This window comes from Arthrobacter sp. RT-1 (genome assembly GCF_003367205.1).
In the GTDB taxonomy this organism is placed as follows: Bacteria; Actinomycetota; Actinomycetes; order Actinomycetales; family Micrococcaceae; genus Arthrobacter.
Map to the genome: position 1 here is coordinate 179,590 of NZ_QRGQ01000006.1, position 23,378 is coordinate 202,967.

Here is a 23,378-nt window from a genome sequence, read left to right on the forward strand (position 1 = left end):
CCAACAATGAGAATGTCTGGTAAAGCAGGAAAGGCAGCAGCGGTAGCTGCCATCGCAGCACTGGCGCTGACGGGCTGCGGCCGCTCCGAGCCCACCACGGGTGGCGGGACCGAAGGCGCCGGAGGGTTCGAACAGGACGCCGCCATCGCCGTCGCACTTCCCCAGAAGACCAGTGAAAACTGGGTCCTGGCCGAAAAGCTGTTCAATGACGGCCTCAGCGATGCCGGGTTCAAGCCTGACGTCCAGTTCGCCAATGCCGGCGTTTCCGAGCAGCAGAACCAGATCAGCGCCATGATCACCAAGAACCCCAAGGTCCTCATCGTGGGCGCTGTCGACGGCACCCAGCTCGGCACGCAGCTGAAGCAGGCCAAGGATGCCGGCGCCACCATCATCGCGTACGACCGCCTGCTGCTGAACACCGAGAACGTGGACTACTACGTGGCCTACGACAACTTCAAGGTGGGCGAACTCCAGGGCCAGGCGCTGCTGGAAGGCCTGAAGGCCAAGAAGCCGAACGGCCCTTACAACATCGAACTGTTCGCCGGTTCCCCCGACGATGCCAATGCAAAGGTCTTCTTTGATGGCGCCATGAGCGTCCTGAAGCCGAAGATCGACGATGGCACCCTCAAGGTCCTCTCCGGCCAGACCAGCTTCGAGCAGGCTGTCACCCAGGCCTGGAAGGGCGAGAACGCCCAGCGCCGCGCCGACACCCTGCTCAGCGGCAACTACACCACAGAATCCCTGGACGGCGTCCTGTCACCCAACGATCTCCTGGCCCGCTCGATCCTGACGTCCGTCAAGGCCGCCGGCAAGCCGACCCCTGTTATCACCGGTCAGGACTCCGAAGTAGAGTCGGTCAAGTCGATCCTGGCTGGCGAGCAGTACTCCACCATCAACAAGGACACCCGCAAGCTCGTTGAGCACGCCATCACCATGGCGAAAGACCTCCAGGCCGGCAAGGAGCTGGAAATCAACGACAAGGATTCCTACAACAACGGCGTCAAGACAGTCCCGGCTTACCTGCTGGAGCCGGTCATCGTTACCTCCGCGAACGTGAAGACTGCCTACACCGACGATCCGGTACTCGGCCCGATCACCAAGTAGCACCCGTTCAACAGCAAGCCCCGGTCCCCTTTTGGGGGCCGGGGCTTTCTCTTGCCTCCCATCAGGTCTTCACAGCCCAAACACAGCTTGGACCGGTTCCCTGCACAGGGTGAAGCACAACTGTGGACCTGAAGCCGGCCTCCCGGGCCGGCACCGGAATCATAGGAGTAACGTGAGCGTCCTTGCCCGCAGTGTAGGCAATGCCTTCAGAAACAAGGTCCGCACCGCCGCCGTCGTCGCAGTGCTGGCGGTTGCCATCGGACTTGCCCTGGCCATGCTGGTGGCGAACCAGGCGGTTGGAGCCAAGGTCCAGGAACTCAACGCCTCGGTGGGCACCGTTCTGACCGTCAACCCGGCCGGCGGCCAGGGCTTCGAAGGCGGCGGCGAGCCGCTGACCAGTGACCAGGCAGCAACCGCCGCCGCCGTTCCCAACGTCAGTGCCGTCGTCGGGACCTCATCCCTTAGGCTGAGAAACGCCGCGGAAGCTGCGGCGCAAAGTGCTTCAGGCGCCCAAGCCGGCCCAGGCGGCGGACAGGGCGGTCCGGGAGGCCAGGCGGCGGCCACGTTGACCACCAGCCTCACGGCCGCGGTGGACGCCGGTACGCTGGGCGGCCGCAACCAGGCAGCCAACGGCACAACGGGTACCACCGGCACCACCCAGCCGGTCCGTTTGCTGCCCATTACTGCCACGGGCATCGGCGCTGAAGTGGACACGACAGGCAAGGCATTGACCATCACCCAGGGCACGGGCCTGGGTGATTACACGGCCGAATCCACGAATGCCCTGCTGGGCACCACGCTGGCCGACAAGAACAGCCTCACGGTGGGATCGACCTTCACCATCAACGACCAGACCTACACCGTGGCCGGGCTGTTCGATGCCGGCACCACGTTCAGCAACAACGCCGTTTATCTCACGCTCCCGTCAGCCCAGACCCTCGCCGGACTCCCCGGCGAACTGTCCAGCATGATCGTCACCGTGGATTCGCTCGAAAACGTCGAAGCCGCCAAGACTGCCCTGCAGTCTGCCCTCGGCACCGACAAGGCCGACGTTACGCAGGGCCAGAACCTCGAGACCGCCGTCAGCCCATTGGGCAGCGTGAAGAACATCTCCTCCATCGCCTTCGTGGCTGCCTTGGGAACCGCCGGCCTGATCATCCTGCTCATCATGGTGATGCTGGTCCGCGAGCGCCGCAGGGAAATCGGCGTGCTCAAAGCGATTGGCGCACCCAACCGCACCATCGGCCTGCAGTTCGTCCTCGAAGCCCTCGTCCTGGCGGCACTGGGCAGCACGGCGGGCGCCGTCATCGCGGCCTTCGCCAGCAGCGGCATCGCATCGGCGCTGATCAGCACCAACAGCACCACCACGACGGCGGCTGTTACCGCCGGCCGCGGCATGCCCGGCGGCGCCGGCGGGCTCGCAGGGGGCGGGGCAGGTTTCCCTGGCGGCCAAAGGGGACCCTTCGGCGGCGCCTCCCAGCTGCTAACCTCCGTCACGGCCAGCGCCTCCCCCGAAGTCATCGCTGCCGGTATCGCAGCCGTGTTCGGCGTCGCCATTGTTGGCGCACTCGTCCCGGCGCTGCTGACCGCGCGCATCCGTCCCATCGAAGTCCTGCGAGGAGAATAAGCATGATTGAAGTCAAGAACCTTGTCCGCACCTTCAACTCGGGTGACCGCACCATCAAGCCGGTCAATGATGTCAGCTTCAATTTGGAGCAGGGCACCCTCGCCTCCATCGTGGGCAAAAGCGGCAGCGGAAAGAGCACGCTGTTGTCCCTACTGGGCGCGCTGGACAAGCCCACCTCCGGAGACGTCGTCGTCAACGGCGTCAGCCTTGCGGGCATGCCCGACGGGAAGCTGACCGAATACCGGCGCCGGGACATCGGATTCGTGTTCCAGCAGTTCAACCTGATCCCCAACCTGTCCGCCCTGGACAACGTGATGCTGCCGATGGAGTTCGCCGGGATGCGGAAGCCGGCCAGGCTGCACCGTGCAAAGGAGCTGCTGGAACAGGTCCAGCTGGTTGCCGAAAAGCACGACCGGCGCATCAACAGGCTCTCCGGCGGTGAACAGCAGCGCGTGGCGATCGCCCGTGCCCTTGCCAACGCACCCAAGCTGATCCTGGCCGATGAACCCACCGGCAACCTGGACGAGCAGACCGGCGACCACATCATCGAGCTGCTCAGCTCCCTCTGCCGCGACCACAACACCACCATTCTGGTGGTCACCCACGACAGGGCTCTGGCCAACAAGACGGACCGCCGCTTCAGGCTGCAGCAGGGCAAGCTGACCGAGGAGCCGGTACGCGACCGTACTGCCATGGCCGCCACGGCCTAATCGCCAACGCCCGCCCACCGACGGTGAGAGGATGGGCATCATGAGTGCGCCCATTGCCAAACCGTGGCTGTCCAGCCAGTCCGACACGGATCCACGTTCCGCTACCGGCAAGACATTGCGGTGGGGTGTCATCGCCACCGGCGGCATCGCGCGTTCCGTCGCCCAGGACCTGGCATTGCTGGCGGACGCAGAGCTGTACGCCGTCAGTTCCCGAGCGCAGGATACCGCTGACGCTTTTGCCGTTGCCTACGACTTTTCCAAGGCGTACGGGGACGACGGCGGCCTGCGCGGCTACCAGCGGCTGCTCGCCGATGAGGCGGTGGACATTGTCTATGTGGCGACTCCCCATGCGCAGCACCATGAGATAGTCCTCGCCGCACTGAACGCCGGCAAGCACGTTCTCTGCGAGAAGGCCTTCACCATCAACGCGCGCGAGGCCGGCGAACTCATCGACGTCGCGCGCAACCGGAAGCTCTTCCTGATGGAGGCGGTCTGGAGCCGTTTCCTGCCCAGCATGCAGCGGGCGTTCGACATTGCCGCTTCCGGCGAACTCGGCGACATCCATTGGGTGAGCGCCGACCTCGGCTTCCCTGCACCGTACTCCCCCACCTCCAGGCTCTGGGCCAGGCAGGACGGCGGCGGAGCGCTGCTCGATATCGCCGTCTACCCGCTGCTGTGGGCGCTCGGAACCCTTGGCTTCCCACAGACCGTCAGCGCCACCGGGTTCCTGAACGACGACGGCGTCGACGCCCAGAACGCCATGACCCTGGGTTACAACCACGGAGCCCAGGTCCAGCTCACCTCGTCGCTGCTGTCCCACGGCCCGCGCATCGCCACTGTTGCAGGAAGCCTCGGCTTCCTGCAGAGCGTGGGATCCATCAACAACCCGCGCGAACTTACCGTCGCGAAGGGGTGGGACGAACGCCGGACGGAAACATTCGACGTGGTGGGCAAGGGGTACACGTACGAACTTCGCGAGGTTACGCGGTGCATTCAGCAGGGCCTGACCGAGAGTCCTGTCATGCCCCTGGAAGATTCGCTGAACACCATGCGTCTCTTTGACGGCGTCCGTGCCCAGCTCGGGGTGACTTACCCTAACGACCGCCACGGAAGATAGTTGAGCGGGGCGTTTTCCGTGGCACCGGGGTCAATAACATGACATCCAGAACCGGTAATGGTGGTGGATGGCTTCTGCCATTACCGTTTTTGTCGAATTGTTTTAGTTCGCTCTAGACTTCCTGCAACATCCGGTCTTACGCTGTAGACGTCGTCGAATAGACCAGTACTGGGGGTGGTACGCATGGGTGAAGCTCGCTCCCCGTGGCGTGTCCTCAGGCCAGTACTCCTTGCCGGGGCGGCCGCAGTCAGCTGGCTGACACTTTCGTCCACGGCTGCCTCTGCTGACGCCCTTTCGGATACAACGTCCCTTTTGGGCGGTGTGACCAGTTCAGTCTCTTCCGTGGCGGATAAGGTGACCACCCCGGTGCCCGCGTTGCCCGCTCCGGCTCCTGCTTCGGCAGTCTCCGCGCCGCTTCCCGCACCCGCGCCGAAGGCCGGGCTGCTTCAACCTGTGGTGGCCCCCGTCGCGAAGCTCGCCGACAATCTCGTGTCCTCCGTTCCGGTAGTGAGCCATATCGTTCCGGCCGGAACGGTTTCTGCTGTTTCTGCTCCCATCGCTGAAGTTGCTGATGGAGCCACCACAGCAGTGGTTGAAGTGGTGGTTCCCCCGGTTGCAGAGGCCGTTCCGGTCCTGGAGCCGGTTCTGGACCCAGTTGCCGATCTTGTGACAGGCACGTCACCCCTGCCCGTTCGGGTTCCTGATCTCCCCGGGACGGCCATTGGCGAAGAGCCGTCCAAGGTTGCAGCTGATACCCCTGTACTTGGTGCGGTCACGGCAACCGTCAGTGAATCAGTGGAAGAACCAGCTCCTGCAGGGAGCGCGTCCACGGACGCATCCGCTGTTCCCAGTGCTCCGGCCACAGCTGTTGGCGTGGCTTCCCTCGCCGGCACTTCCGTACTGCCATGGACTGGGCTGACCGGAGCTGGCCAGGCTGCAGAGCAGCCGGGCACTGCCGACCATGCGCCCGTGCCTGCACAGAACCCGGCTGTTCCCGGTTCCGGTTCGAGCAGCGGCGCGTCCTCTTCGACGTCCTCAGGTTCAGCGGCGTGGCTGACCCCCTTTAGCTTTGACCTTCCCTTCAACGGCCTTGTCCTGGCCGGCGAAGCAACTGAGCATGCCCCCTCACCGGTGTCGTACGACCCCGGTTCCTCTCCTGACTAGTTGAGTCCCGTCTGCCCTTCTGTTGGCAGAACGTGGCCCTATGGGCAGCTGACAAGCGCCCGACTTCAACTTTTTAGGAGACATCATCATGAGTTCCAACCTTCACAGGGGGCTGCTTGGCACCCTCTTTGCCGGCGGGCTTTTGGCCTTCGGCTGCACCGCGGCGAATGCCGCGGATACCACCAGCGGATCGGATCTTTCCGCATCTGCCCTGATCTCGGCAGCGGCGTCCGCGGATACGACGTCGTTGGGCCTGCTGGGTGACCCAACGCCGTCCGATTCCACGGGCGTCGCCGCCGTAGCCACCGTCGACCTTGGCCTCGGCAACGCTGCGACCACCACGCCGGAAGCACCCGCAACCGACCTCACCGTCGCAGCAGACGCCGTCCTGGACCTCGGCACCAACCAAGCCACCAGCCCCGACCTCGCTGCAGCAGCCGCCGTCGACCTCGGACTCGGCAACACCGGCACCCCCACAACGGAAGCACCCGCAACCGACCTCACCATCGCAGCAGACGCCGTCCTGGACCTCGGCACCAACCAAGCCACCAGCCCCGACCTCGCTGCAGCAGCCACCGTCGACCTCGGACTCGGCAACACCGGCACCCCCACAACGGAAGCACCCGCAACCGACCTCACCATCGCAGCAGACGCCGTCGCGGACCTCGGCACCAACCAAGCCACCAGCCCCGACCTCGCTGCAGCAGCCACCGTCGACCTCGGACTCGGCAACACCGGCACCCCCACAACGGAAGCACCCGCAACCGACCTCACCGTCGCAGCAGACGCCGTCGTGGACCTCGGCTCTGTTACAGGAGCCGAAGGAGCTACCGATGGACTTGGGGCTGCTGTAGACGCCGCGGTTGACCTCAATCTCGGTGGCACCACCACGGACGGACTCGACACCGCCGTAGATGCAGCAGTTGATCTCAACCTGGGCGGCACCACCACTGACGGCAACACCAACGGACTCGACACCGCCGTAGACGCAGCCCTCGACCTCAACCTCGGCGGCACCACCACCAACGGCACCACCAACGGACTCGACACCGCCGTAGACGCAGCCCTCGACCTCAACCTCGGCGGCACCACCACCAACGGCACCGATGGCAGCACCGGCGGCAACGGCAGTCTCGATCTCGGTGTGGACCTGGGCGCAGACCTTGGCCTCGGCCTGATCGGCGGCGACAACGGCACCGGGACGGAAACCCCGGGAACCGACAACCCCGGCACTGAAACCCCGGGTACCGATCCGGTCGACGGCAACACCGGAGGCGTGGGCACCGTTGATCCCGGCACCAGCAACCCGGGCACCGGTACCGGAAACGGGACCGACACCAGCGGCACCGACACCGGAAACGGCACCAGCACCCCGGGTACCGGCACCGCGGGTACCGGCAGCATCTCGGTAGCACCTGCCGGGTCCACCGCAGCTGGTGGCGCCATTGCTGCCGACGCTGCCCCCCGCAGCACTCCGGCCCAGGGCGCCACTGCGCTGGCCAACACGGGTGTTGACACGTCGCTCGTCCCGCTCGCCCTGCTGATCCTGGTGGCCGGACTCCTGATGCTGCGCAAGCGCAAGGTGTCCTAGCCACATCTGAAAGGCATCTGCCCGCGCCTGCACCATGCGCCTGAAGCGGCTGCACCCTGCAGGCTGAGGGGAAGGAGGTCCGCCCGAAGAAACGCGATATTACACGCAAAACATGTCCTCAGCACACATGTCCTTGTGACCGGTGGTCCGGTGGCGAAATGATTCAAACTCGCCGCCGGGCCGCTGGCGTGCCATCCCCCCATCCAGCCGCCGCCAATCGCGAGTAGTGCCACCCCGCCGGTATAATTTGAGTACGACAGTGCCGCAGCGCACCGGGAGGAACGGGTCATGGTGGCGGAATCGCCGAGCTCCATCACGAATGAAGTTGTTGGCGGACGTTACCGGCTGGGTGAGGTCATTGGGCGTGGCGGCATGTCCTCGGTCTACTGCGCCAGGGACGAAAACCTGGGCCGCGATGTAGCCCTCAAACTCTTCGCACCGCAGGCCCCTGATGCGGAGGAATTGAAGCGCCAGGAAGCAGAAATCCAGCTTCTGGCCACGCTGAACCATCCGGGCCTGGTCACCCTTTTCGACGCAGGCATCGACACACGCATCCCGGACGAGCCACGGCCGTTTCTCACCATGGAACTGGTGGAGGGGCAGGACCTTCGGGCCCGGATCCGGCACAGCACTGTTCCCCTTGAGGAGCTCGCTGTCATCGGCGCCGGCATCGCCGATGCACTGGCCTATGTCCACGGACTGGGCATCATCCACCGTGACATCAAGCCTGCCAACATCCTGCTTGTCCAGATCCGGCCCGGAGAGCCGCTGCGCCCAAAGCTGACAGACTTCGGCATAGCCCGCATCGTGGATGCGACCCGGCTCACGGCCACGGGAACCATGGTGGGCACCGCTGCCTACCTCAGCCCCGAGCAGGCGATGGGCCAGCCCCTCTCCCCCGCAACCGACATCTACTCACTGGGGCTGGTGCTCCTGGAGTGCATCAAGGGCGTTGTGGAATACCCGGGAGGCGCAGTGGAGTCCGCGGTGGCCCGGCTGCACCGCGCGCCCGAGATCCCGGATGAGGTCCCCGCTGAATGGGCCGATCTGCTCCGCTCCATGACTGCCCTCGAACCCATGGAGCGTCCTGCCGCCGCAGACATAGAGACCGCGCTGCGGCAGGCCCTGGTGTCGCCCGCGTCGACTCCCGGGGAACTGGCGCCTGAGACCACCCGCGTGCTTCCCGCTATGCCGTTCCACCCTCCCTCCATCACGGCGGAGGAATCGGTGGACGAGCTGCGCGAGGCAGCGGCATCCTCAAGTGACCCCGCCCCGGCAGAGAACGTGCAGGGGGCTGCGCCGACTCCAGCTGCCGCACAGGCGCACCCGCAAACCCGGACCAAACGGTTCTGGCTTGCTGTGGTCCTCGGCCTCGTCGCGGTTGCGGCGGCGGTGGCAGCGGTGATGATGACAATATCCGCGCAGTCTCCAGCCGACGTCGTGCCTTACCCAACGGTGACCGGGGTCCTGGGCGAACATCTGGAGGAACTCCAGAAGAGTGTGGAGCCGTGAGGCTGAAGCAAGGAGGCGTCGGCCGTTTGGTCCTCGGATGGTCGGCCACCTTGCTGGCAGCAGGACTGCTGAGCGGCTGCGGCACCAATGACTCAGGCCTCCAGCGTGACGCCGCCAGGCAGCTCCAGGCCCGCGTCCTCGAGGTGACCCAGGCGTCCTCGCAAAATGATCCCGGCGGCGCGTTAAAAGCCCTTGAGGGACTTGAGGCGGAGCTTCAGGCTGCCCAGGCGAAGGGCCAGATTTCCGAAGACCGGCGCCGCAACATCACCACCATTGCCACGGCCGTGCGTGCGGACTTGGACGATGCGGTTGCCGCCGGGCAGGCAGCGGCTGACAAGGCCGCGGCTGACAAAGCAGTGGCTGACAAAGCAGTGGCCGATCAGGCTGCGGCGGCCGCCGCAGCCGCCGCAGCTCCTGTTGAAACACCGGTCCCGTCACCCGAACCGGAACCTGAGCCAGCACCGGAGCCGGACAGGGATGACGACAAAAAGGGCGGCAAGGGCAAGGGCAGCGACTAAGCCCGCGGAAACAGAACGGACGACGGCGGCCCGCCTTCCGCGGCACGCTTCACCCGGGCAGGTTCCCCGCCTTCCGTTCAATGTGGTTGAGGACAGCGGCAAGGGCCGGCCATCTGTTGTTGCCCCGCCGGGTCCGGGCATAGGCGCGAACCATCACGACGGGTTCGGCCAACCGTACGAGGGTGACGCCGCTGCGCGGCTTCCAGTCCGCCGGCAGGAGGCCAATTCCCATTCCCGCGAGGATCAGGTCCTCAACGAGGTCCAGGCTGTCCGCCTGATGCCGCATCCGGGGTTCAAAACCGGCCATCGATGAGATGAGCCGCAGGACCTGCTCATCCGCCTGGTTGCGTGAGTTGCCGATCCAGTCCCAGTCCCGAAAGCCGAGGAAAATGTCAGTGGCACTGCCACCTTGCAGTGGCGCACCTTCAGGAACACCGAGGCTCCACGGCGTGCTCCACAAAGAGAGCGAGTCAAAGGCCTTGCCGCTGCCGTCCGGCGCCAGGTTGTAGTCGTACGTCAGGGCGAGGTCCACGGCGTCGGAGCCAAGCAGGGCAAGGGCTTCGGCAGGCTCGTGTTCCCGAACTTCGATTTTCACCTCCGGATGGCTCACCGCAAGCTCCCGCACAATGGGCATGAGGACCAACCGGATTGCGGTGGCGAAACCCGCCACCCGGACCGTGCCCGCGGGCTCTGCTTCAGGATCCAGCTCCGCGGTGGCGGCGTCCACGGCGGCGAGGATGGTCACCGCATGATCAGCCAAGCGTCGGCCCGCCGGTGTCAGGCGGACTCCGCGTCCAACCGGTTCCAGGAGGGGCGTGCCGGTCTCCCGGGCAAGGGCCGCGATCTGCTGCGACACGGTGGACGTGGTGGTCTGGAGGGCATCTGCGACGTTCCGCATCGAGCCTTGGCGGGCGAGTTCCAGCAGGACTTCCAGGCGGCGGGTTTCCATCCGTCCATTGTCCATAATTCGTGAACAATTTGTGTACGAATATCACGTGGACGAGGACAGTGCCGGGACGGTCTACTGAACGCATGGAATTTTCTCAACACCACGGCAACCGCGTACGGAGCGGGACAGCAATGGCGGGGGCTGCCATGTGCTGCGTCCAGCTTGGCCTTGCCGCGTCAGTGGGTCTCACTGACAAACTTGGCCCCGAAGGAGTCTCTTGGCTGCGCCTTGCCTGGGCCGCCGTCATTCTGGTCGCCTTCACCCGTCCCTGGCGGTCGCGGATCAGCCGGACCGGCCTGGCGACATGCATCCTCCTGGGCCTCGCCACCGCGGCCATGACCCTGATGTTCATGGCCGCTGCCATGCGTATTCCGCTGGGCACGGCAGCAGCCTTGGAGTTCCTGGGCCCCTTGTCGGTCGCCGTCATCCGGGGGCGTCGCGCAGGACGGTGGTGGGCCCTGGTGGCAGCAGCCGGAGTGGCAGCCCTGACCGAGCCATGGCACGGTGGCATCGATCCTGTCGGGGTTCTCCTGGCATTGGGTGCTGCGGCCTGCTGGGCCGCCTACATCCTCCTGACGCAGCGTGCCGGTGACGAGGTGAACGGCCTGCAGGCGCTGGCAGTGTCCATACCCGTTGCCGCGGCTGCCACAACGGTGGTGGCGGGACCGGCGGTCTTCGCACACCTCGACTGGCAGCTGCTGCTCGCCGGAGCAGGCCTGGCCCTGCTGATGCCGGTGATCCCCTTCAGCCTCGAGCTGCTGGCGCTGCGCCGCCTGAAGGCCTCGGCCTTCGGGACGCTAATGAGCCTGGAACCGGCCATCGCAGTGGTGATCGGGGTCGCCGTCCTGGGCCAGGTTCCCGGCCTCAGCGCCGTGCTTGGCATCGTGTTGGTTGTGGCGGCAGGCATTGGGGTCACGCTTCAGGCCGGCCGGGAGCAGGAGGCGGCTCCCGCAGGGCAGCACGACGGCGGCCCGCTGGCGGCGGAGGCGCCTGCCGTCCGTTCCTGACAACAGGACGGATGCGCCAACAAGACGGACCTGCCAACAGACGTTCCTACAACAAGACATTCCCCAAAAACTTAAAAGAGGCGGTGCGCCGGATAAACCGGGGCACCGCCTCTTTTAATGCTCAACTGCCGCAGCAGCGGATCACCTAGCTGAGGGTCGCGATGACCTTGTTCAGCGTGGCGGACGGGCGCATCACGGCCGAAGCCTTGGCGTCGTCCGGGTGGTAGTAGCCTCCGATGTCCACCGGGGAGCCCTGGACCTCAGCCAGCTCGCCCACGATGGTTTCCTCCTTGGAGGAAAGCTCGTCGGCGACGGAGCTGAACGCGGCGGCCAGGTCGGCGTCGTCCGTCTGCTTGGCCAGTTCCTCTGCCCAGTAGCGGGCCAGGAAGTAGTGGCTGCCGCGGTTGTCCAGCTCGCCGGCACGGCGGCTCGGGGACTTGTTTTCCAGCAGGAAGGTGCCGGTGGCGCGGTCCAGCGTGTCAGCCAGGACCTGGGCGCGGGCGTTGCCTGCGGTGGTGGCCAGGTGCTCGAAGCTGACGGCCAGTGCCAGGAACTCGCCCAGGCTGTCCCAGCGCAGGTGGTTTTCCTTGAGGAGCTGCTGGACGTGCTTCGGGGCGGAACCGCCGGCGCCGGTTTCGAAGAGTCCGCCGCCGTTCATCAGCGGAACAACGGAAAGCATCTTGGCGCTGGTGCCGAGTTCCAGGATGGGGAACAGGTCCGTAAGGTAGTCGCGGAGGACGTTGCCGGACACGGAGATGGTGTCCTCGCCCTTGCGGATCCGCTCGAGGGTGAACGCGATGGCCTTGACCGGGGACATGATCTGAATGTCCAGGCCTTCGGTGTCGTGCTCCTTGAGGTACTCGTTGACCTTGGCGATGAGGTTGGCGTCGTGGGCGCGCTCCTCGTCCAGCCAGAACACGGCGGGGGTCTGGGAGGCGCGGGCGCGGGTGACGGCCAGCTTGACCCAGTCGCGGATGGGGAGGTCCTTGGTCTGGCAGGCGCGCCAGATGTCGCCGACGGATACCTGGTGTTCGATCAGCACGTTGCCTTCGCCGTCCACGATCTGCACCGTGCCGGCTTCCTGGATCTCGAAGGTCTTGTCGTGGCTGCCGTATTCTTCGGCGGCCTGGGCCATCAGGCCGACGTTCGGGACGGTGCCCATGGTGGTGGGGTCGTAGGCGCCGTTGGCGCGGCAGTCATCGACGACCACCTGGTAGATGCCGGCGTAGGAGCTGTCCGGCAGGACCGCCAGGGTGTCTGCTTCCTTGCCGTCCGGGCCCCACATGTGGCCGGAGGAGCGGATCATTGCGGGCATGGAGGCGTCCACGATGACGTCGGAGGGGACGTTCAGGGTGGTGATGCCCTTGTCCGAGTCCACCATGGCCAGGGCGGGGCCTTCTTCGAGGCCCTTCTTGATGAGGTTCTGCACGCCGTCGCGGACGTCCTCGGGAAGGTCCTCCAAGCTGCTGAGGATGGCGGCCAGGCCGTTGTTGGGGCTGATGCCGGCGGCTGCGAGCTGCTTGCCGTAGGTCTCGAAGAGCTCGGAGAAGTAGGCCTTGACCACGTGGCCGAAGATGATGGGGTCCGAAACCTTCATCATGGTGGCCTTGAGGTGTGCGGAGAACAGCACGCCCTCTTCCTTGGCACGGGCCACCTGTGCCTGCAGGAACTCGTCCAGGGCGGCGGCGCGCATGACGGTGCCGTCGATGACCTCGCCGGCCAGGACGGGGAACGCCTTCTTCAGGACCTTCACGGAGCCGTCCTCGCGGACCAGCTGGATGGCGATGGTGCCCTCGGACTCAATGACCACGGACTTCTCGTTGGAGCGGAAGTCGTCCTTGCCCATGGTGGCCACGTTGGTCTTGGAGTCCGCGGTCCAGGCACCCATGGAGTGCGGGTTCTGGCGTGCGTAGTTCTTGACGGACAGCGGTGCGCGGCGGTCCGAGTTGCCCTCGCGCAGGACCGGGTTGACGGCGGAGCCCTTGATCTTGTCGTAGCGGGAGCGGATGGCCGTTTCCTCGTCCGAGGAGGGGTTGTCCGGGTAGTCCGGCAGCGCGTAGCCCTGGCCCTGCAGCTCTGCAATGGCGGCCTTCAGCTGGGGGATGGAGGCGCTGATGTTGGGCAGCTTGATGATGTTGGCCTCCGGCGTCTTCGCCAGTTCACCCAGTTCAGCAAGGGCGTCACCGATCTGCTGCTCCGGAGTGAGGTAGTCACCGAACACGGCGATGATGCGGCCGGCGAGCGAGATGTCGCGGGTCTCCACCTCCACACCTGCTGTCGAAGCGAACGCCTCGATGATGGGCAGGAACGAATAGGTAGCCAGCATCGGCGCTTCGTCGGTGTGGGTGTAGATAATCTTGGACATGCGCGGGCGTCTCCCTGAAGGTCGGCTTGGTTATGAAATCCGGTCTATTTCACCATCTACAACTTACCCGAGGACGCCGCGTTGAACCCTACCGGCGCCCTTGGATTACCCTGCCGGTGAGCAGGATTACAGCGCTGGAGAACGGACGACGGCGGCACGCACCCGGCTGCGCCGCCGCCGTCGCGCGTTCCTGGTCAAGAGCCGAGGGACACTCGCAGGAGGCCCTACATGATACGTCACTACTATTTACATACTTGTCAAATGACGATAAATTCGCTACGGCATATTCCGGCCCACCCCGGGGCCGACACCCCGTTCAAGACAGGACAACAATGACACGCACCAGGTCCTTGGCCACCGGCCTTTTGAGCCTTTCAACAGCGGCCGCTCTGGTACTTGGCTCAGCCGGCGGAGCCACCGCCGCACCGGCCGCCTCGGAAGACAAGAAGGATCCGTCGGTCGCCAGCATCGCCGTAGAAGGCCTCGGCGCAGCCGACTATTGGACCGCCGACAAAATGAAGAGTGCCATTCCCGGTGACGTCCTGGCCGGCAAGGCTCTGGAACGCGGCAACCGCTCCAACGCCGCAACGGTGGAGAAGGGCAAACCCGCCGCCACTAAGGGCAGCGGCAAGGGTGAACCACAGACAGTGAGCCACGTAGGCAAGATCTTCTTCACCATGGGAACCTCCGATTACGTCTGCTCCGGCAATGCCGTCCAGTCCATCAACCGGAGTACAGTCGCGACCGCTGGCCACTGCGCCGTTGGCGGGCCGGGCCAGGAGGCCGAGAACTTCGCCTTTGTCCCTGCCTACGACAACGGCGCGACTCCTTATGGCACGTGGACGGCCCGTAACCTCTACACACCCATTGAGTGGAGCACCAGCGGCAACATCTCCTTCGACACGGCATTTGCGGTGATGAACACGGACGAAACCGGCAGATTCCTCACCGACGTAGTAGGCGGTTCCGAGGTTGCGTTCAACCAGCCCCGGGGCCTTTTCTACACGTCCTACGGCTACCCCGCTGATAAGCAGTTCAACGGCCTGACGCTCCAGAGCTGCGAAGGCACAGCCACCCCAGACACCACCAATAAGTTCAATACACAGGGCATTCCCTGCAACATGAACGGGGGCGCATCCGGCGGACCTTGGTTTATCGGCGCAGGACCTGACGGCGTCCAGAACAGCATCAACAGCTACGGCTACAGCGGTTCCAAGGTCATGTACGGCCCGTATTGGGGCCTCGAAATCGAGGCGACCTACAACCTTGCGCAATTCTCCTAGCGCCGACCAACCGGATCCGGAGCCGGTCAGCCGTATCGATGTTCCCCAGACTCACGAGGAGATCCTCGAGTACTGGACGGAGCAGCGGATGGCGGAAGCTAAGCCCCGGGAGATCCGTCTGCCGCCGGAGGGTGAACCCTAGGCACGCATCCGGCCAGGGCTAACCCTCCATACGACGACGGCGGCTGTCCCCTTCGCCGGGACAGGCGCCGTCGTCGTATGTTCCAATCGACTGCTCCGTACCGGCCCTTTCCGGAAGCGAAAACGACCGTTACGGAGCAATCGGTGGGGCCAGATCGGTGGGGATTAGTGGAAGAAGTGGCGGGAGCCGGTGAAGTACATCGTCACGCCGGCGGCGTTCGCTGCCGCGATCACTTCCTCGTCCCGCACGGAACCGCCGGGCTGCACTACGGCGCGGACACCGGCGTCGATGAGGATCTGCAGGCCGTCAGCGAACGGGAAGAAGGCGTCGGAGGCAGCAACGGCGCCGCGGGCCCGCTGCGGCGCACCGCTCGCATCGGTGTTGGAGGCACCGCCTGCCCCTTCGACGTCGGACTCCACCTTCACGCCAAGCGTGTTGGCCCGCTCCACGGCAAGGCGGCAGGAATCCAGGCGGTTGACCTGGCCCATGCCGATGCCGACGGCGGCACCGTCAGCGGCGAGGAGGATGGCGTTGGACTTTGCTGCGCGGCAGGCTGTCCAGGCGAAGGCCAGGTCCGCGAGGGTCTTTTCGTCAGCGGGGTCACCTGCGGCGAGGATCCAGTTGGCGGGGTTGTCGCCGTCGGCGTCCACCTTGTCGCTGACCTGGACCAGCATGCCGCCGGAGACCTGGCGCATTTCGGCCGGGTAGCGGCCGTAGCCCTCGGGGAGCGCGAGCAGGCGGATGTTCTTCTTCTTCGAGAGGATCTCCACGGCTTCCGGCTCGAAGCCGGGCGCGATGACCACCTCGGTGAAGATGTCCTTGACGGTGTTCGCCATCCCGGCGGTCACGGTGCGGTTGGCTGCGATGACACCGCCGAAGGCAGAGACAGGATCGCACGCGTGCGCCTTGGCGTGTGCGTCGGCGATGGGGTCGGCGGCGTCCGCGGACCCTACCGCTACGCCGCACGGGTTGGCGTGCTTGATGATGGCCACTGCGGGTTCATCGAAATCGTAGGCGGCCCGGAGTGCGGCGTCGGCGTCCACGAAGTTGTTGTAGCTCATGGCCTTGCCGTGCAGCTGGTCAGCCTGGGCGATGCCCACCGGTGCAGCCTTGTCCACGTACAGTGCGGCCTGCTGGTGCGGGTTCTCGCCGTAGCGCAGGACCTCCGAGCGCTCGAGCGAAACGCCGGCGTAGGCAGGCCAGTCGATGACGCCGTCGCCGTCCTCATCAAGGAACTGGCTGGCAGTCCAGGTGGCCACGGCATTGTCGTAGGACGCCGTGTGCGCGAAGGCTTTTGCCGCCAGGCGGCGGCGGGTCTTCAGGTCGAAGCCGCCTGCTGCGGCCGCTTCCACTACCTGGGCGTAGAAGGAGGGGTCCACCACAATGGCGACGGCGGCGTGGTTCTTCGCGGCGGACCGCACCATGGCGGGGCCTCCGATGTCGATCTGCTCCACCACGTCGTCCTGCGCCGCGCCGGACTTGACCGTCTCAACGAACGGGTAGAGGTTCACCACCACCAGGTCGAAGGGTTCAATCTCCATGCTGGTGAGCGTTTCCATGTGCGCCGCCACGCGGCGGTCGGCCAGGATGCCGCCGTGGACCCGCGGGTGCAGGGTCTTGACACGGCCGTCCAGCATTTCGGGCGAACCGGTGACCTCCTCGACCTCCTGGACGGGGATGCCGGCGGCGGCGATCTTCTTGGCCGTGGAGCCGGTGGACACCAGCTTGACCCCAGCTGAGTGCAGGCCCTGGGCGAGCTCCTCCAGACCGGTCTTGTCGTAAACCGAGATCAGCGCCCGGCGGATGGGAACACGGTCAATGGATACGCGCTCATGCTGCGTGAAGCTCACAAATGTCTCCGTCTTATCTCGCGGAACAGTGCCGCGGTTGGTGGGGATAGGGCCAGTTTATCGCGAAGCGCAGGTTGCCCCGCGTGTCAGCCGGAGTGTGAACGCCGGTGGGCGGGGCTAGAGTTTTTCACAGGAGGCTGCGATGAATACTTACACCACTGTGCCGAGCGGCGAACAGGTGGTCCAGGAACTGCCATGGCGATGGAAAGTCCAGGGCCGGATCTTTCTGATCGGCGGCCTGGGCTTTATGTTCGATGCCTGGGATGTGACGCTGAACGGCATCCTCATCCCGCTGCTCTCCACCCACTGGGCGTTGACTCCGGGCGAGGTGGCGTGGGTGGGCACGTCCAACCTCATCGGGATGGCCCTCGGCGCCTTCGTCTGGGGAACCATCGCGGACACCATCGGACGCAAAAAGGCGTTCACCGCCACGCTGCTGATTTTTTCCCTCTTCACCGTCTTCGGGGCCTTCTCCCCCGACTTCATGTGGTTCTGCGTGTTCCGGTTCATGGCCGGTTTCGGCCTGGGCGGGTGCATTCCGGTGGACTATGCGCTGGTGGGTGAATTCACGCCCCGGAAGCAACGCGGCAAGGTCCTCACAGCGATGGACGGCTGGTGGCCCATTGGCGCGGCGCTGGCAGGTTTCGTCTCCGCCGGCCTGGTTGCCCTGTACGGCGACTGGCGGCTGACCATGCTGGTGATGGTGCTGCCCGCACTACTGGTGTTCTGGGTCCGGCGGAGCGTGCCGGAGTCTCCACTGTTCCTGATCCGCAAGGGCCGGCGCGAGGAAGCGGCCAAGGTGATTGACGGCCTGGTGGCGGCCACCGGAGCGGAAGCCCGCGCTTACAGCCTGCCGGACGCCCAGGACGTGCCCCGCCTTTCGGCCGGCAGCGCCTGGACCCAGTTGCGTTCCGTGTGGCAGTTCAACTGGAAGATCACGGCCGCGGCCTGGGCCCTGTTCTTCAGCATCCTGCTGGTCTACTACCTGTCACTGACGTGGATGCCGCGCATCCTGATCGGCGCCGGGTTCGCCGAGTACAAGGCATTCGTCACCACCGCGTCCATGGCCGCCGTCGGACTGCTCGGCGTGATCGTGGCCGCCCTCCTGGTGGAACGGGTGGGCCGTAAGTGGATCCTGGCCATCACCGGTCCCCTGTCCGCGCTGACCCTGGTGATCGTCGCCTTCGTGGTGGACATCCCCACGGCCGCGGTGTTCTGGCTGCTGGTGTTCGGCTTCGTGGTCCAGGTGGCCATCCCGGTGCTCTACGCCTATGTGTCCGAGCTCTACCCCACCGAGCTGCGGGGCACCGGCTTCGGCTGGGCGTCCACCTTCTCGCGGCTGGGTGCAGGATTCGGCCCGCTCATCTTCGCGAACTACTTCTGGCCGGAACTCGGCCTGGCCACGTCCTTCGCCCTTGCCGGCGGACTGGTCCTGCTGGCGGTCCTGTGGATGGCGTTCTTCTCCCCCGAAACCAAACAGCGCCGCCTCGAGTAGCCGCGCCCCTTCCCAACTAGGTAGCGCCAACTGTCGTTTTGGAGCCCCATTACGACACTTCGCGCTACCTAGTTGGGTACCAGCCCCGGGAAAGTAGGGCCTGCCGCACCTTGCCCACGGCCGTCCGCGCATCGTTTTCCATATGCAGCTTTGAGAGGCGGACCAGCAACCAGCCTGCGCGGCAGTAGTCCTCCTCACGGGTTATGTCCCGCACGATTCGGCCAGGGTCCGAGTGCACCTCACCGTCGTACTCCACAGCCACCTTCTGTTGCGGGTAGCTCATGTCAGGTTGGCGTACGACGCCGGGCCTCAAGGCGGTAGGTACGTTCAGTTCCGGTTCGGGCAGTCCGCTGTCCCTTATGGCAAGCCGCAGACGCGTTTCGGGCGCAGAGTCCGAGCCGACTTTTGCCTGCTCCAGAGCGAGCCGGGCTTTCCTGATGCCCGGCGTGCCTTTGTGCCGGTCCAGCATGTCCTCCAGAACCTCAAGGGTTGCGAAGGGGTCCGAGCGGCCCTCCAAGTCCGGCCGCGGGATACGCAGGAGGTGGTCAGCCACAACTGTCAGCTCATTGATGCTCATCAACCGGGAGCAGTCGAGCCATGTCCTGGCCCGGGTTGTGATCAGCAGCCCATGCAATGTAGTGATTTCATCCGCAAAGAACTGGCCTCGATGCCCCTTCACGCCGGGCCGGCGCATGATCGCCACGGAGTCAGGGCGGGAGACGTGGAGCAGCGGGACGTCTGTTCCCGGCATGTATCCAGGAAACTGCCACAACAGGAATGCGGAGGCGTGGGAGGCGGCAGCAAGATCCGTCACCAGGGTGTACGGGCGGATCTGTGGCCCAAGGTCGGAGGTATCGGTCGCCTCGGGCACCCGGACTCCGCGACTGGGCCGCTGCAGCCCTTGGTGACGGAGCCTCCGCTGGCTGATGCCGGCGTCGGCCGCTTCCTGCAGAGTGAATGGAAGCGAAGCCAAGGGTTCGGGAAGAGGGGCTGGAACCTTCATGAACCCATCGTTACAGCCGAGAGCCAACGCGACGGCGGTTATCCACAGGTAGGCCCCGGTCTGCTCAACTAGGTAGCGCTAACTGACGTTTTGAGGGGTCAAAACGGCAGTTAGCGCTACCTAGTTGGGAGGCTAGGAGGCAGGGCTGGCGGCGAGGTTTGCCAGGGTGGATACCAGCAGCCGGCGTTCCACCACCTTGATGCGCTCGTGGAGGGTTTCCTCGGTGTCGCCGTCCTCGATGGTGACGGCTTCCTGGGCGATGATGGGACCGGTGTCCACACCGGCGTCGGCCCAGTGCACAGTGCAGCCTGTGACCTTCACCCCATACGCCATGGCATCCCGCACGCCGTGGGCTCCCGGGAAGGCGGGGAGCAACGCCGGGTGGGTGTTGAGGTACCGGCCATGGAAGGTGTCGATAAAGTCTGCGCTGACGATCCGCATAAAGCCCGAGGAGACCACAACGTCCGGGGCGTAGGAGGCCACCCGCGCGGTAAGCGCGGCATCCCATTCGTCCCGGGTGGGGAACGAGTTGAAGTTGACCACGAACGTCTCCAGCCCGGCTTCGGAGGAACGCTCGACGCCGTACGTCCCCTCGCGGTCCGCGCCCACGGCAGCGATCTCGACGTCGAGCTCCCCTGCCTTGACCGCGTCGATGACTGCCTGGAGGTTGGACCCGGTTCCGGAAACGAGGACTACGATGCGCATTGGTCTAGCTTATGGGCACGCTCGCGTAGGCTGGAAAACATGAACAGCACCCCGGAACCGGCGCAGCAGCAGCGGACCAAACCTCCGCTCAGCGAAGCAGCGAAAGCCTCGCTCGCCCGGACCCACACCCTGTTCCGGATATTCGTCGTTTCGGTGCTTGGCGCGTTCTTCGTCTACCAGCTCGACGTCAACTACCTCTGGCTGACAACCATCCTCACCGTCGCCGGCCTGGTCTTGGGCGTACTCCTGCTGGTCCGCTCGGCACGCTTGAAGGAGTCCAGGCTGGTCCTCATCGGCACCATCTCGGGCCTGGTGGTCTCCGCGATCCTGGTGCTGCTGATTGTGGTGACGGCGGTGTTCTTCGACGAAGTGCGCACCTACCAGGAATGCGTTGGCCGGGCCCTCACGGACCAGGCCCAGTCCGCATGCCGGGTGCAGCTGGAACGTTCACTGCCCACCCAGCTCCCGTAGGACAGCAGGGGAAACGCCGCAGCAATTTAGCGGACCAGGTCCGCCGCGTCCTCGACGTTGACAGCCCGCTCGCGCTCCAGCCATGGGCCGGCCGCGTAACCGATAACGACGCCGGCACCCACCTCCGCCGCCACCCAGACTCCCGTCCAGAAGGGGTCAGGACCAATGGCCGTCAGGCGTCCAATGCCGGCTGAGCCCCCGGCCAGCCAAGCGAGCGCTACGGTCAGCAGTCCCGCGGCCAGTCCAGTCAGCGCCCCCAGCACCAGGGTGGATGCCGTGGCCGTGAACCAGCGTGCCCGGATCTTGATGGACAGCCATTCGTCGAAGTGGTTCTCGCCTTCGCGCAGGAACCACCAGCCGGCCAAAACACCGGCCAGCACGGGGACCACCAGGGCAACGAAAGCGTAGTCCAGCGGCCCGCTGGGGATCGCCGCCAGCACGGGAATGGAGGGCAGCGGCCCGACGGCGGTACCCAGCGGACCCACCTGGGAACCGACGCCCACGGCAAAGCCCGAGCCCGATATCCAGGCGAGGGCGAAAACCACCAGGTTGGGCAGGTAGCCGAGCTGTGCAACGGTGAGGGCGGCACCTCCGACAGTGCCGGGGTCGAGCGCTTCATAGACGGCAACCACAAGGTTCCAGTGGATGAACAGGTCCACCGCCAGCAACGCCGAGGCAAGCGCAAGGGCAGACACGATGGCCACAAAACCTGCCTTCGCCGCCGACGCAAGGTAGGAGCCCGCCCAGCGTGAGTGCTGACTGGTCCGCGAAATCCAGTCCACGGCGTCGACGCCGATGAGCCGGCTCCAGGACCCGGCCTCGCGGCGGGCACCGACCACCATTCCCAGGGCGTAGGGAACCAGGGGAACCAGCAGGGCGTATCCCAGATTGATCGCGACGTCGGCGGTGCGGCAGATGAAACCGGTGGCCGCGCCAAAGGCTGCATACACCACCCACGATCCCAGCAGGGCTTGCCAGAGCTGGTCAGTATACGAGGCGCGCGCCAGACGCCGTCCGGCGCGCCAGGCCAGGAGGAACGGTATAAGTGTCAGGCCCAGCGGTATGAGCGTCAGGAATTTGCCGTCCGCCTGGGCGGCTGTGCCGGATCCTGCGGCGGTGAGCTCAAGCGGTACCCCGTGAACCAGCAGCCAGGACTGGCCGGCCAGCCGCGCGAGGACGTCGAACTGCGCGTTCTGGAAGCCCGCGGTGGCCCAGACGGCAATGATCGGAACCATCACCACCAGGGCGGAAATGAACGCTGCCTGGGCCGTTTCGAGGGCACCCTGCAGCCATAGGGGCATGGGAAGGCCACGGTCTCCGGTCTGATCAGCGCGCAGTTTCATCGTGTTCCATGGTGTCACGCCCGGACCTGCCTGCCCGGAAGCGACAGGCTCCGCGCCCGTCTCGAAACTCACTTAAGGCCAACTGTCGCGGAGCTTTTTTGAAAGGTCCGCCGTAAAATTGGACTTACTGTAAGCGCCGGCACCTGCAATGGGTGCATCGGGATTGTGGCTGGCCCCTCAGCGGAGAGCAGGGCCGGCAAGGGGCCCGGAATCCGTAAGCCGGGAAACAGGAGCCGCGAATGAGAGATGAACAATAAGTTCTGAAGATATTCGTCCTACTGGCTGGTGCAGTCGCCGCTTCGGCACGGCTGCACCAGCGTTTTTAATGTATGCACGCACAGCAACGCCGGGAGCCTCCAAGTAGCTCCCGGCGTTGTCTGCTCTGGGCGGCGGCTGGCCACCGGTCCGTCTGCGGCTTCCGCTGTCAGCGCATCAGGACACCATTTAGTACTGGGTCAGATCCGGCGGTCATCGTCGATGCCGCGCCGCCGGTCGTCGTCGACACCGTCCGCCTCAATGCGTTCCTTGCGGACTTCCTCGTTGACCGTGACGTCGTCCTGGACCACGTCCTTGTCGAGGCGGACCCGCTCCACCGGAACGGCTTCCTTCTCCACCACGGGGCGTTCCTCGTGGAGGGTCACCTCGTGCTCCTCTTCGCTGATGTCCGGTCCGGACATCGCTGCGCCGCGGTTGGCGTCGGTAATGGGTTCGCGCTCCAGGCGGACCTCTTCGCGCTGCACGGGCACCGTCTTGGTGACGTTCTCCGTGGTGACGTACTTGCGCAGCCGGACCCGGCCGGTGGCCTCGCGTTCGGTGCCGACGTGCAGCCGTTCCTCGGAACGGGTCATCGCGTCGTCAGTGTTGGGCCCGGACGTGTCGTGGCCGACGGTGCCGCGGGAGGTCGTGTCACGATCGAGGTCACGATCGCGGTCAATACCCGTGGTGGGAGTGCCGGCGTTGAGGTCGGCGTCGCCCTGCAGATCCACATCTTCCCGGGCATCCGAGTAGGTACGGGCTCCGCGGTCGTAGTAGGTGTAGAGGCGGTCCTCTTCCTCAGGGGTGAGGTGGCCGTCCACGTCTACCCGCGGCGCGTCCTTGACGTGTTCCTTGGTGTACGGAACCACCAGGTCGTCGCCCTGGCTGTGCGCGCCTTCCACGGGAACGAAGGACTGGGAGGTGCCGAAAAGTCCCGTCTTGACGGTGACCCATGTGGGCTCGCCGGTGTCGTCGTCGGCGTAGAGCTGACCGATGGAGCCGATCTTCTCGCCATCTGAGCCGACGACGTTGCCGTTCCTGTTGAGCAGGTCTTCAATGTTTTCCCTGTTGAGCATGACGTCTCCTTGGATGTGTCGGTGCACTGGGTCGGCAGCAATGGAGTTGACCGGCGCCGGGGAGTCCCCGGCACACGGCCTCTGCCCCGGC

At 65.4% G+C, this 23,378-nt stretch carries 19 protein-coding genes; 12 read left to right on the top strand and 7 right to left on the bottom strand.

The features are described 5' to 3' along the window. Positions 1–6: 6 nt before the first annotated feature. The 8 genes from DXK94_RS07130 to DXK94_RS07165 all read left to right on the top strand — a co-directional run bounded on the left by DXK94_RS07130 (position 7) and on the right by DXK94_RS07165 (position 9,343). Complete coding sequence (locus tag DXK94_RS07130; protein ID WP_115524413.1) at positions 7–1,104, top strand: sugar-binding protein; 1,098 nt, start codon at positions 7–9, stop codon at positions 1,102–1,104. 172 nt (positions 1,105–1,276) lie between these two features. Then, the gene (locus tag DXK94_RS07135; protein WP_115524414.1) at positions 1,277–2,731 is read left to right on the top strand and encodes an ABC transporter permease; all 1,455 of its coding nucleotides are present in this window, start codon (positions 1,277–1,279) and stop codon (positions 2,729–2,731) included. 2 nt (positions 2,732–2,733) lie between these two features. Next, a complete protein-coding gene (locus DXK94_RS07140; protein ID WP_079595757.1) occupies positions 2,734–3,441 on the top strand; it encodes an ABC transporter ATP-binding protein in 708 nt (235 codons plus the stop codon). 40 nt (positions 3,442–3,481) lie between these two features. Beyond that, on the top strand, positions 3,482–4,558 hold the full coding sequence (locus DXK94_RS07145; protein WP_115524415.1) for a Gfo/Idh/MocA family protein: 1,077 nt from the start codon (positions 3,482–3,484) through the stop codon (positions 4,556–4,558). Between the two features lie 342 nt (positions 4,559–4,900). Continuing rightward, positions 4,901–5,722, top strand: coding sequence for a hypothetical protein (locus DXK94_RS07150; protein ID WP_258868469.1), 822 nt, complete (start codon positions 4,901–4,903; stop codon positions 5,720–5,722). Between the two features lie 88 nt (positions 5,723–5,810). Further along, positions 5,811–7,313, top strand: a complete 1,503-nt coding sequence (locus tag DXK94_RS07155; protein WP_115524417.1) for a hypothetical protein — start codon at positions 5,811–5,813, stop codon at positions 7,311–7,313. Between the two features lie 288 nt (positions 7,314–7,601). Beyond that, complete coding sequence (locus DXK94_RS07160) at positions 7,602–8,825, top strand: serine/threonine-protein kinase (protein WP_115524418.1); 1,224 nt, start codon at positions 7,602–7,604, stop codon at positions 8,823–8,825. Next, on the top strand, positions 8,822–9,343 hold the full coding sequence (locus DXK94_RS07165; RefSeq protein WP_115524419.1) for a hypothetical protein: 522 nt from the start codon (positions 8,822–8,824) through the stop codon (positions 9,341–9,343). Before DXK94_RS07160 ends, DXK94_RS07165 begins: the two co-directional genes overlap by 4 nt. Before the next feature lie 49 nt (positions 9,344–9,392). On the opposite strand, the gene DXK94_RS07170 is transcribed toward DXK94_RS07165, so the two are convergent. Continuing rightward, entirely contained in the window at positions 9,393–10,292 is a 900-nt protein-coding gene (locus tag DXK94_RS07170; protein WP_115524420.1) for a LysR family transcriptional regulator, read from the bottom strand. Between the two features lie 83 nt (positions 10,293–10,375). On the opposite strand from DXK94_RS07170, the gene DXK94_RS07175 reads away from it, so the two are divergent. Continuing rightward, entirely contained in the window at positions 10,376–11,299 is a 924-nt protein-coding gene (locus DXK94_RS07175; RefSeq protein WP_258868470.1) for a DMT family transporter, read from the top strand. 145 nt (positions 11,300–11,444) lie between these two features. On the opposite strand, the gene DXK94_RS07180 is transcribed toward DXK94_RS07175, so the two are convergent. Beyond that, entirely contained in the window at positions 11,445–13,664 is a 2,220-nt protein-coding gene (locus tag DXK94_RS07180) for an NADP-dependent isocitrate dehydrogenase (protein ID WP_115524421.1), read from the bottom strand. A gap of 332 nt (positions 13,665–13,996) precedes the next feature. Here DXK94_RS07180 and DXK94_RS07185 point away from each other — a divergent pair, with 332 nt between their 5' ends. Further along, on the top strand, positions 13,997–14,947 hold the full coding sequence (locus DXK94_RS07185; protein WP_115524422.1) for a serine protease: 951 nt from the start codon (positions 13,997–13,999) through the stop codon (positions 14,945–14,947). Positions 14,948–15,253: 306 nt separating this feature from the next. Here the strand turns inward: DXK94_RS07185 and purH are convergent, their stop codons facing one another. Beyond that, positions 15,254–16,939 carry a bifunctional phosphoribosylaminoimidazolecarboxamide formyltransferase/IMP cyclohydrolase gene (gene purH, locus DXK94_RS07190; RefSeq protein WP_079595767.1) on the bottom strand — a complete coding sequence of 562 codons (1,686 nt, stop codon included), beginning with the start codon at positions 16,937–16,939 and terminating at the stop codon, positions 15,254–15,256. Between the two features lie 142 nt (positions 16,940–17,081). Here purH and DXK94_RS07195 point away from each other — a divergent pair, with 142 nt between their 5' ends. Next, a complete protein-coding gene (locus DXK94_RS07195) occupies positions 17,082–18,434 on the top strand; it encodes an MFS transporter (RefSeq protein ID WP_115524423.1) in 1,353 nt (450 codons plus the stop codon). A gap of 64 nt (positions 18,435–18,498) precedes the next feature. Here DXK94_RS07195 and DXK94_RS07200 read toward each other — a convergent pair whose 3' ends face one another. Both DXK94_RS07200 and purN read right to left on the bottom strand, forming a co-directional pair. Beyond that, a complete protein-coding gene (locus DXK94_RS07200; protein WP_115524424.1) occupies positions 18,499–19,437 on the bottom strand; it encodes a hypothetical protein in 939 nt (312 codons plus the stop codon). A 132-nt stretch (positions 19,438–19,569) separates the two neighbouring features. Beyond that, the gene (gene purN, locus DXK94_RS07205) at positions 19,570–20,142 is read right to left on the bottom strand and encodes a phosphoribosylglycinamide formyltransferase (protein ID WP_115524425.1); all 573 of its coding nucleotides are present in this window, start codon (positions 20,140–20,142) and stop codon (positions 19,570–19,572) included. A gap of 39 nt (positions 20,143–20,181) precedes the next feature. On the opposite strand from purN, the gene DXK94_RS07210 reads away from it, so the two are divergent. Beyond that, on the top strand, positions 20,182–20,613 hold the full coding sequence (locus tag DXK94_RS07210) for a hypothetical protein (protein WP_115524426.1): 432 nt from the start codon (positions 20,182–20,184) through the stop codon (positions 20,611–20,613). A 26-nt stretch (positions 20,614–20,639) separates the two neighbouring features. Here DXK94_RS07210 and DXK94_RS07215 read toward each other — a convergent pair whose 3' ends face one another. After that, positions 20,640–21,956 carry a DUF6350 family protein gene (locus DXK94_RS07215; RefSeq protein WP_115524427.1) on the bottom strand — a complete coding sequence of 439 codons (1,317 nt, stop codon included), beginning with the start codon at positions 21,954–21,956 and terminating at the stop codon, positions 20,640–20,642. Positions 21,957–22,411: 455 nt separating this feature from the next. Further along, positions 22,412–23,287 carry a PRC and DUF2382 domain-containing protein gene (locus tag DXK94_RS07220; RefSeq protein WP_115524428.1) on the bottom strand — a complete coding sequence of 292 codons (876 nt, stop codon included), beginning with the start codon at positions 23,285–23,287 and terminating at the stop codon, positions 22,412–22,414. Between the last annotated feature and the right edge of the window lie 91 nt (positions 23,288–23,378).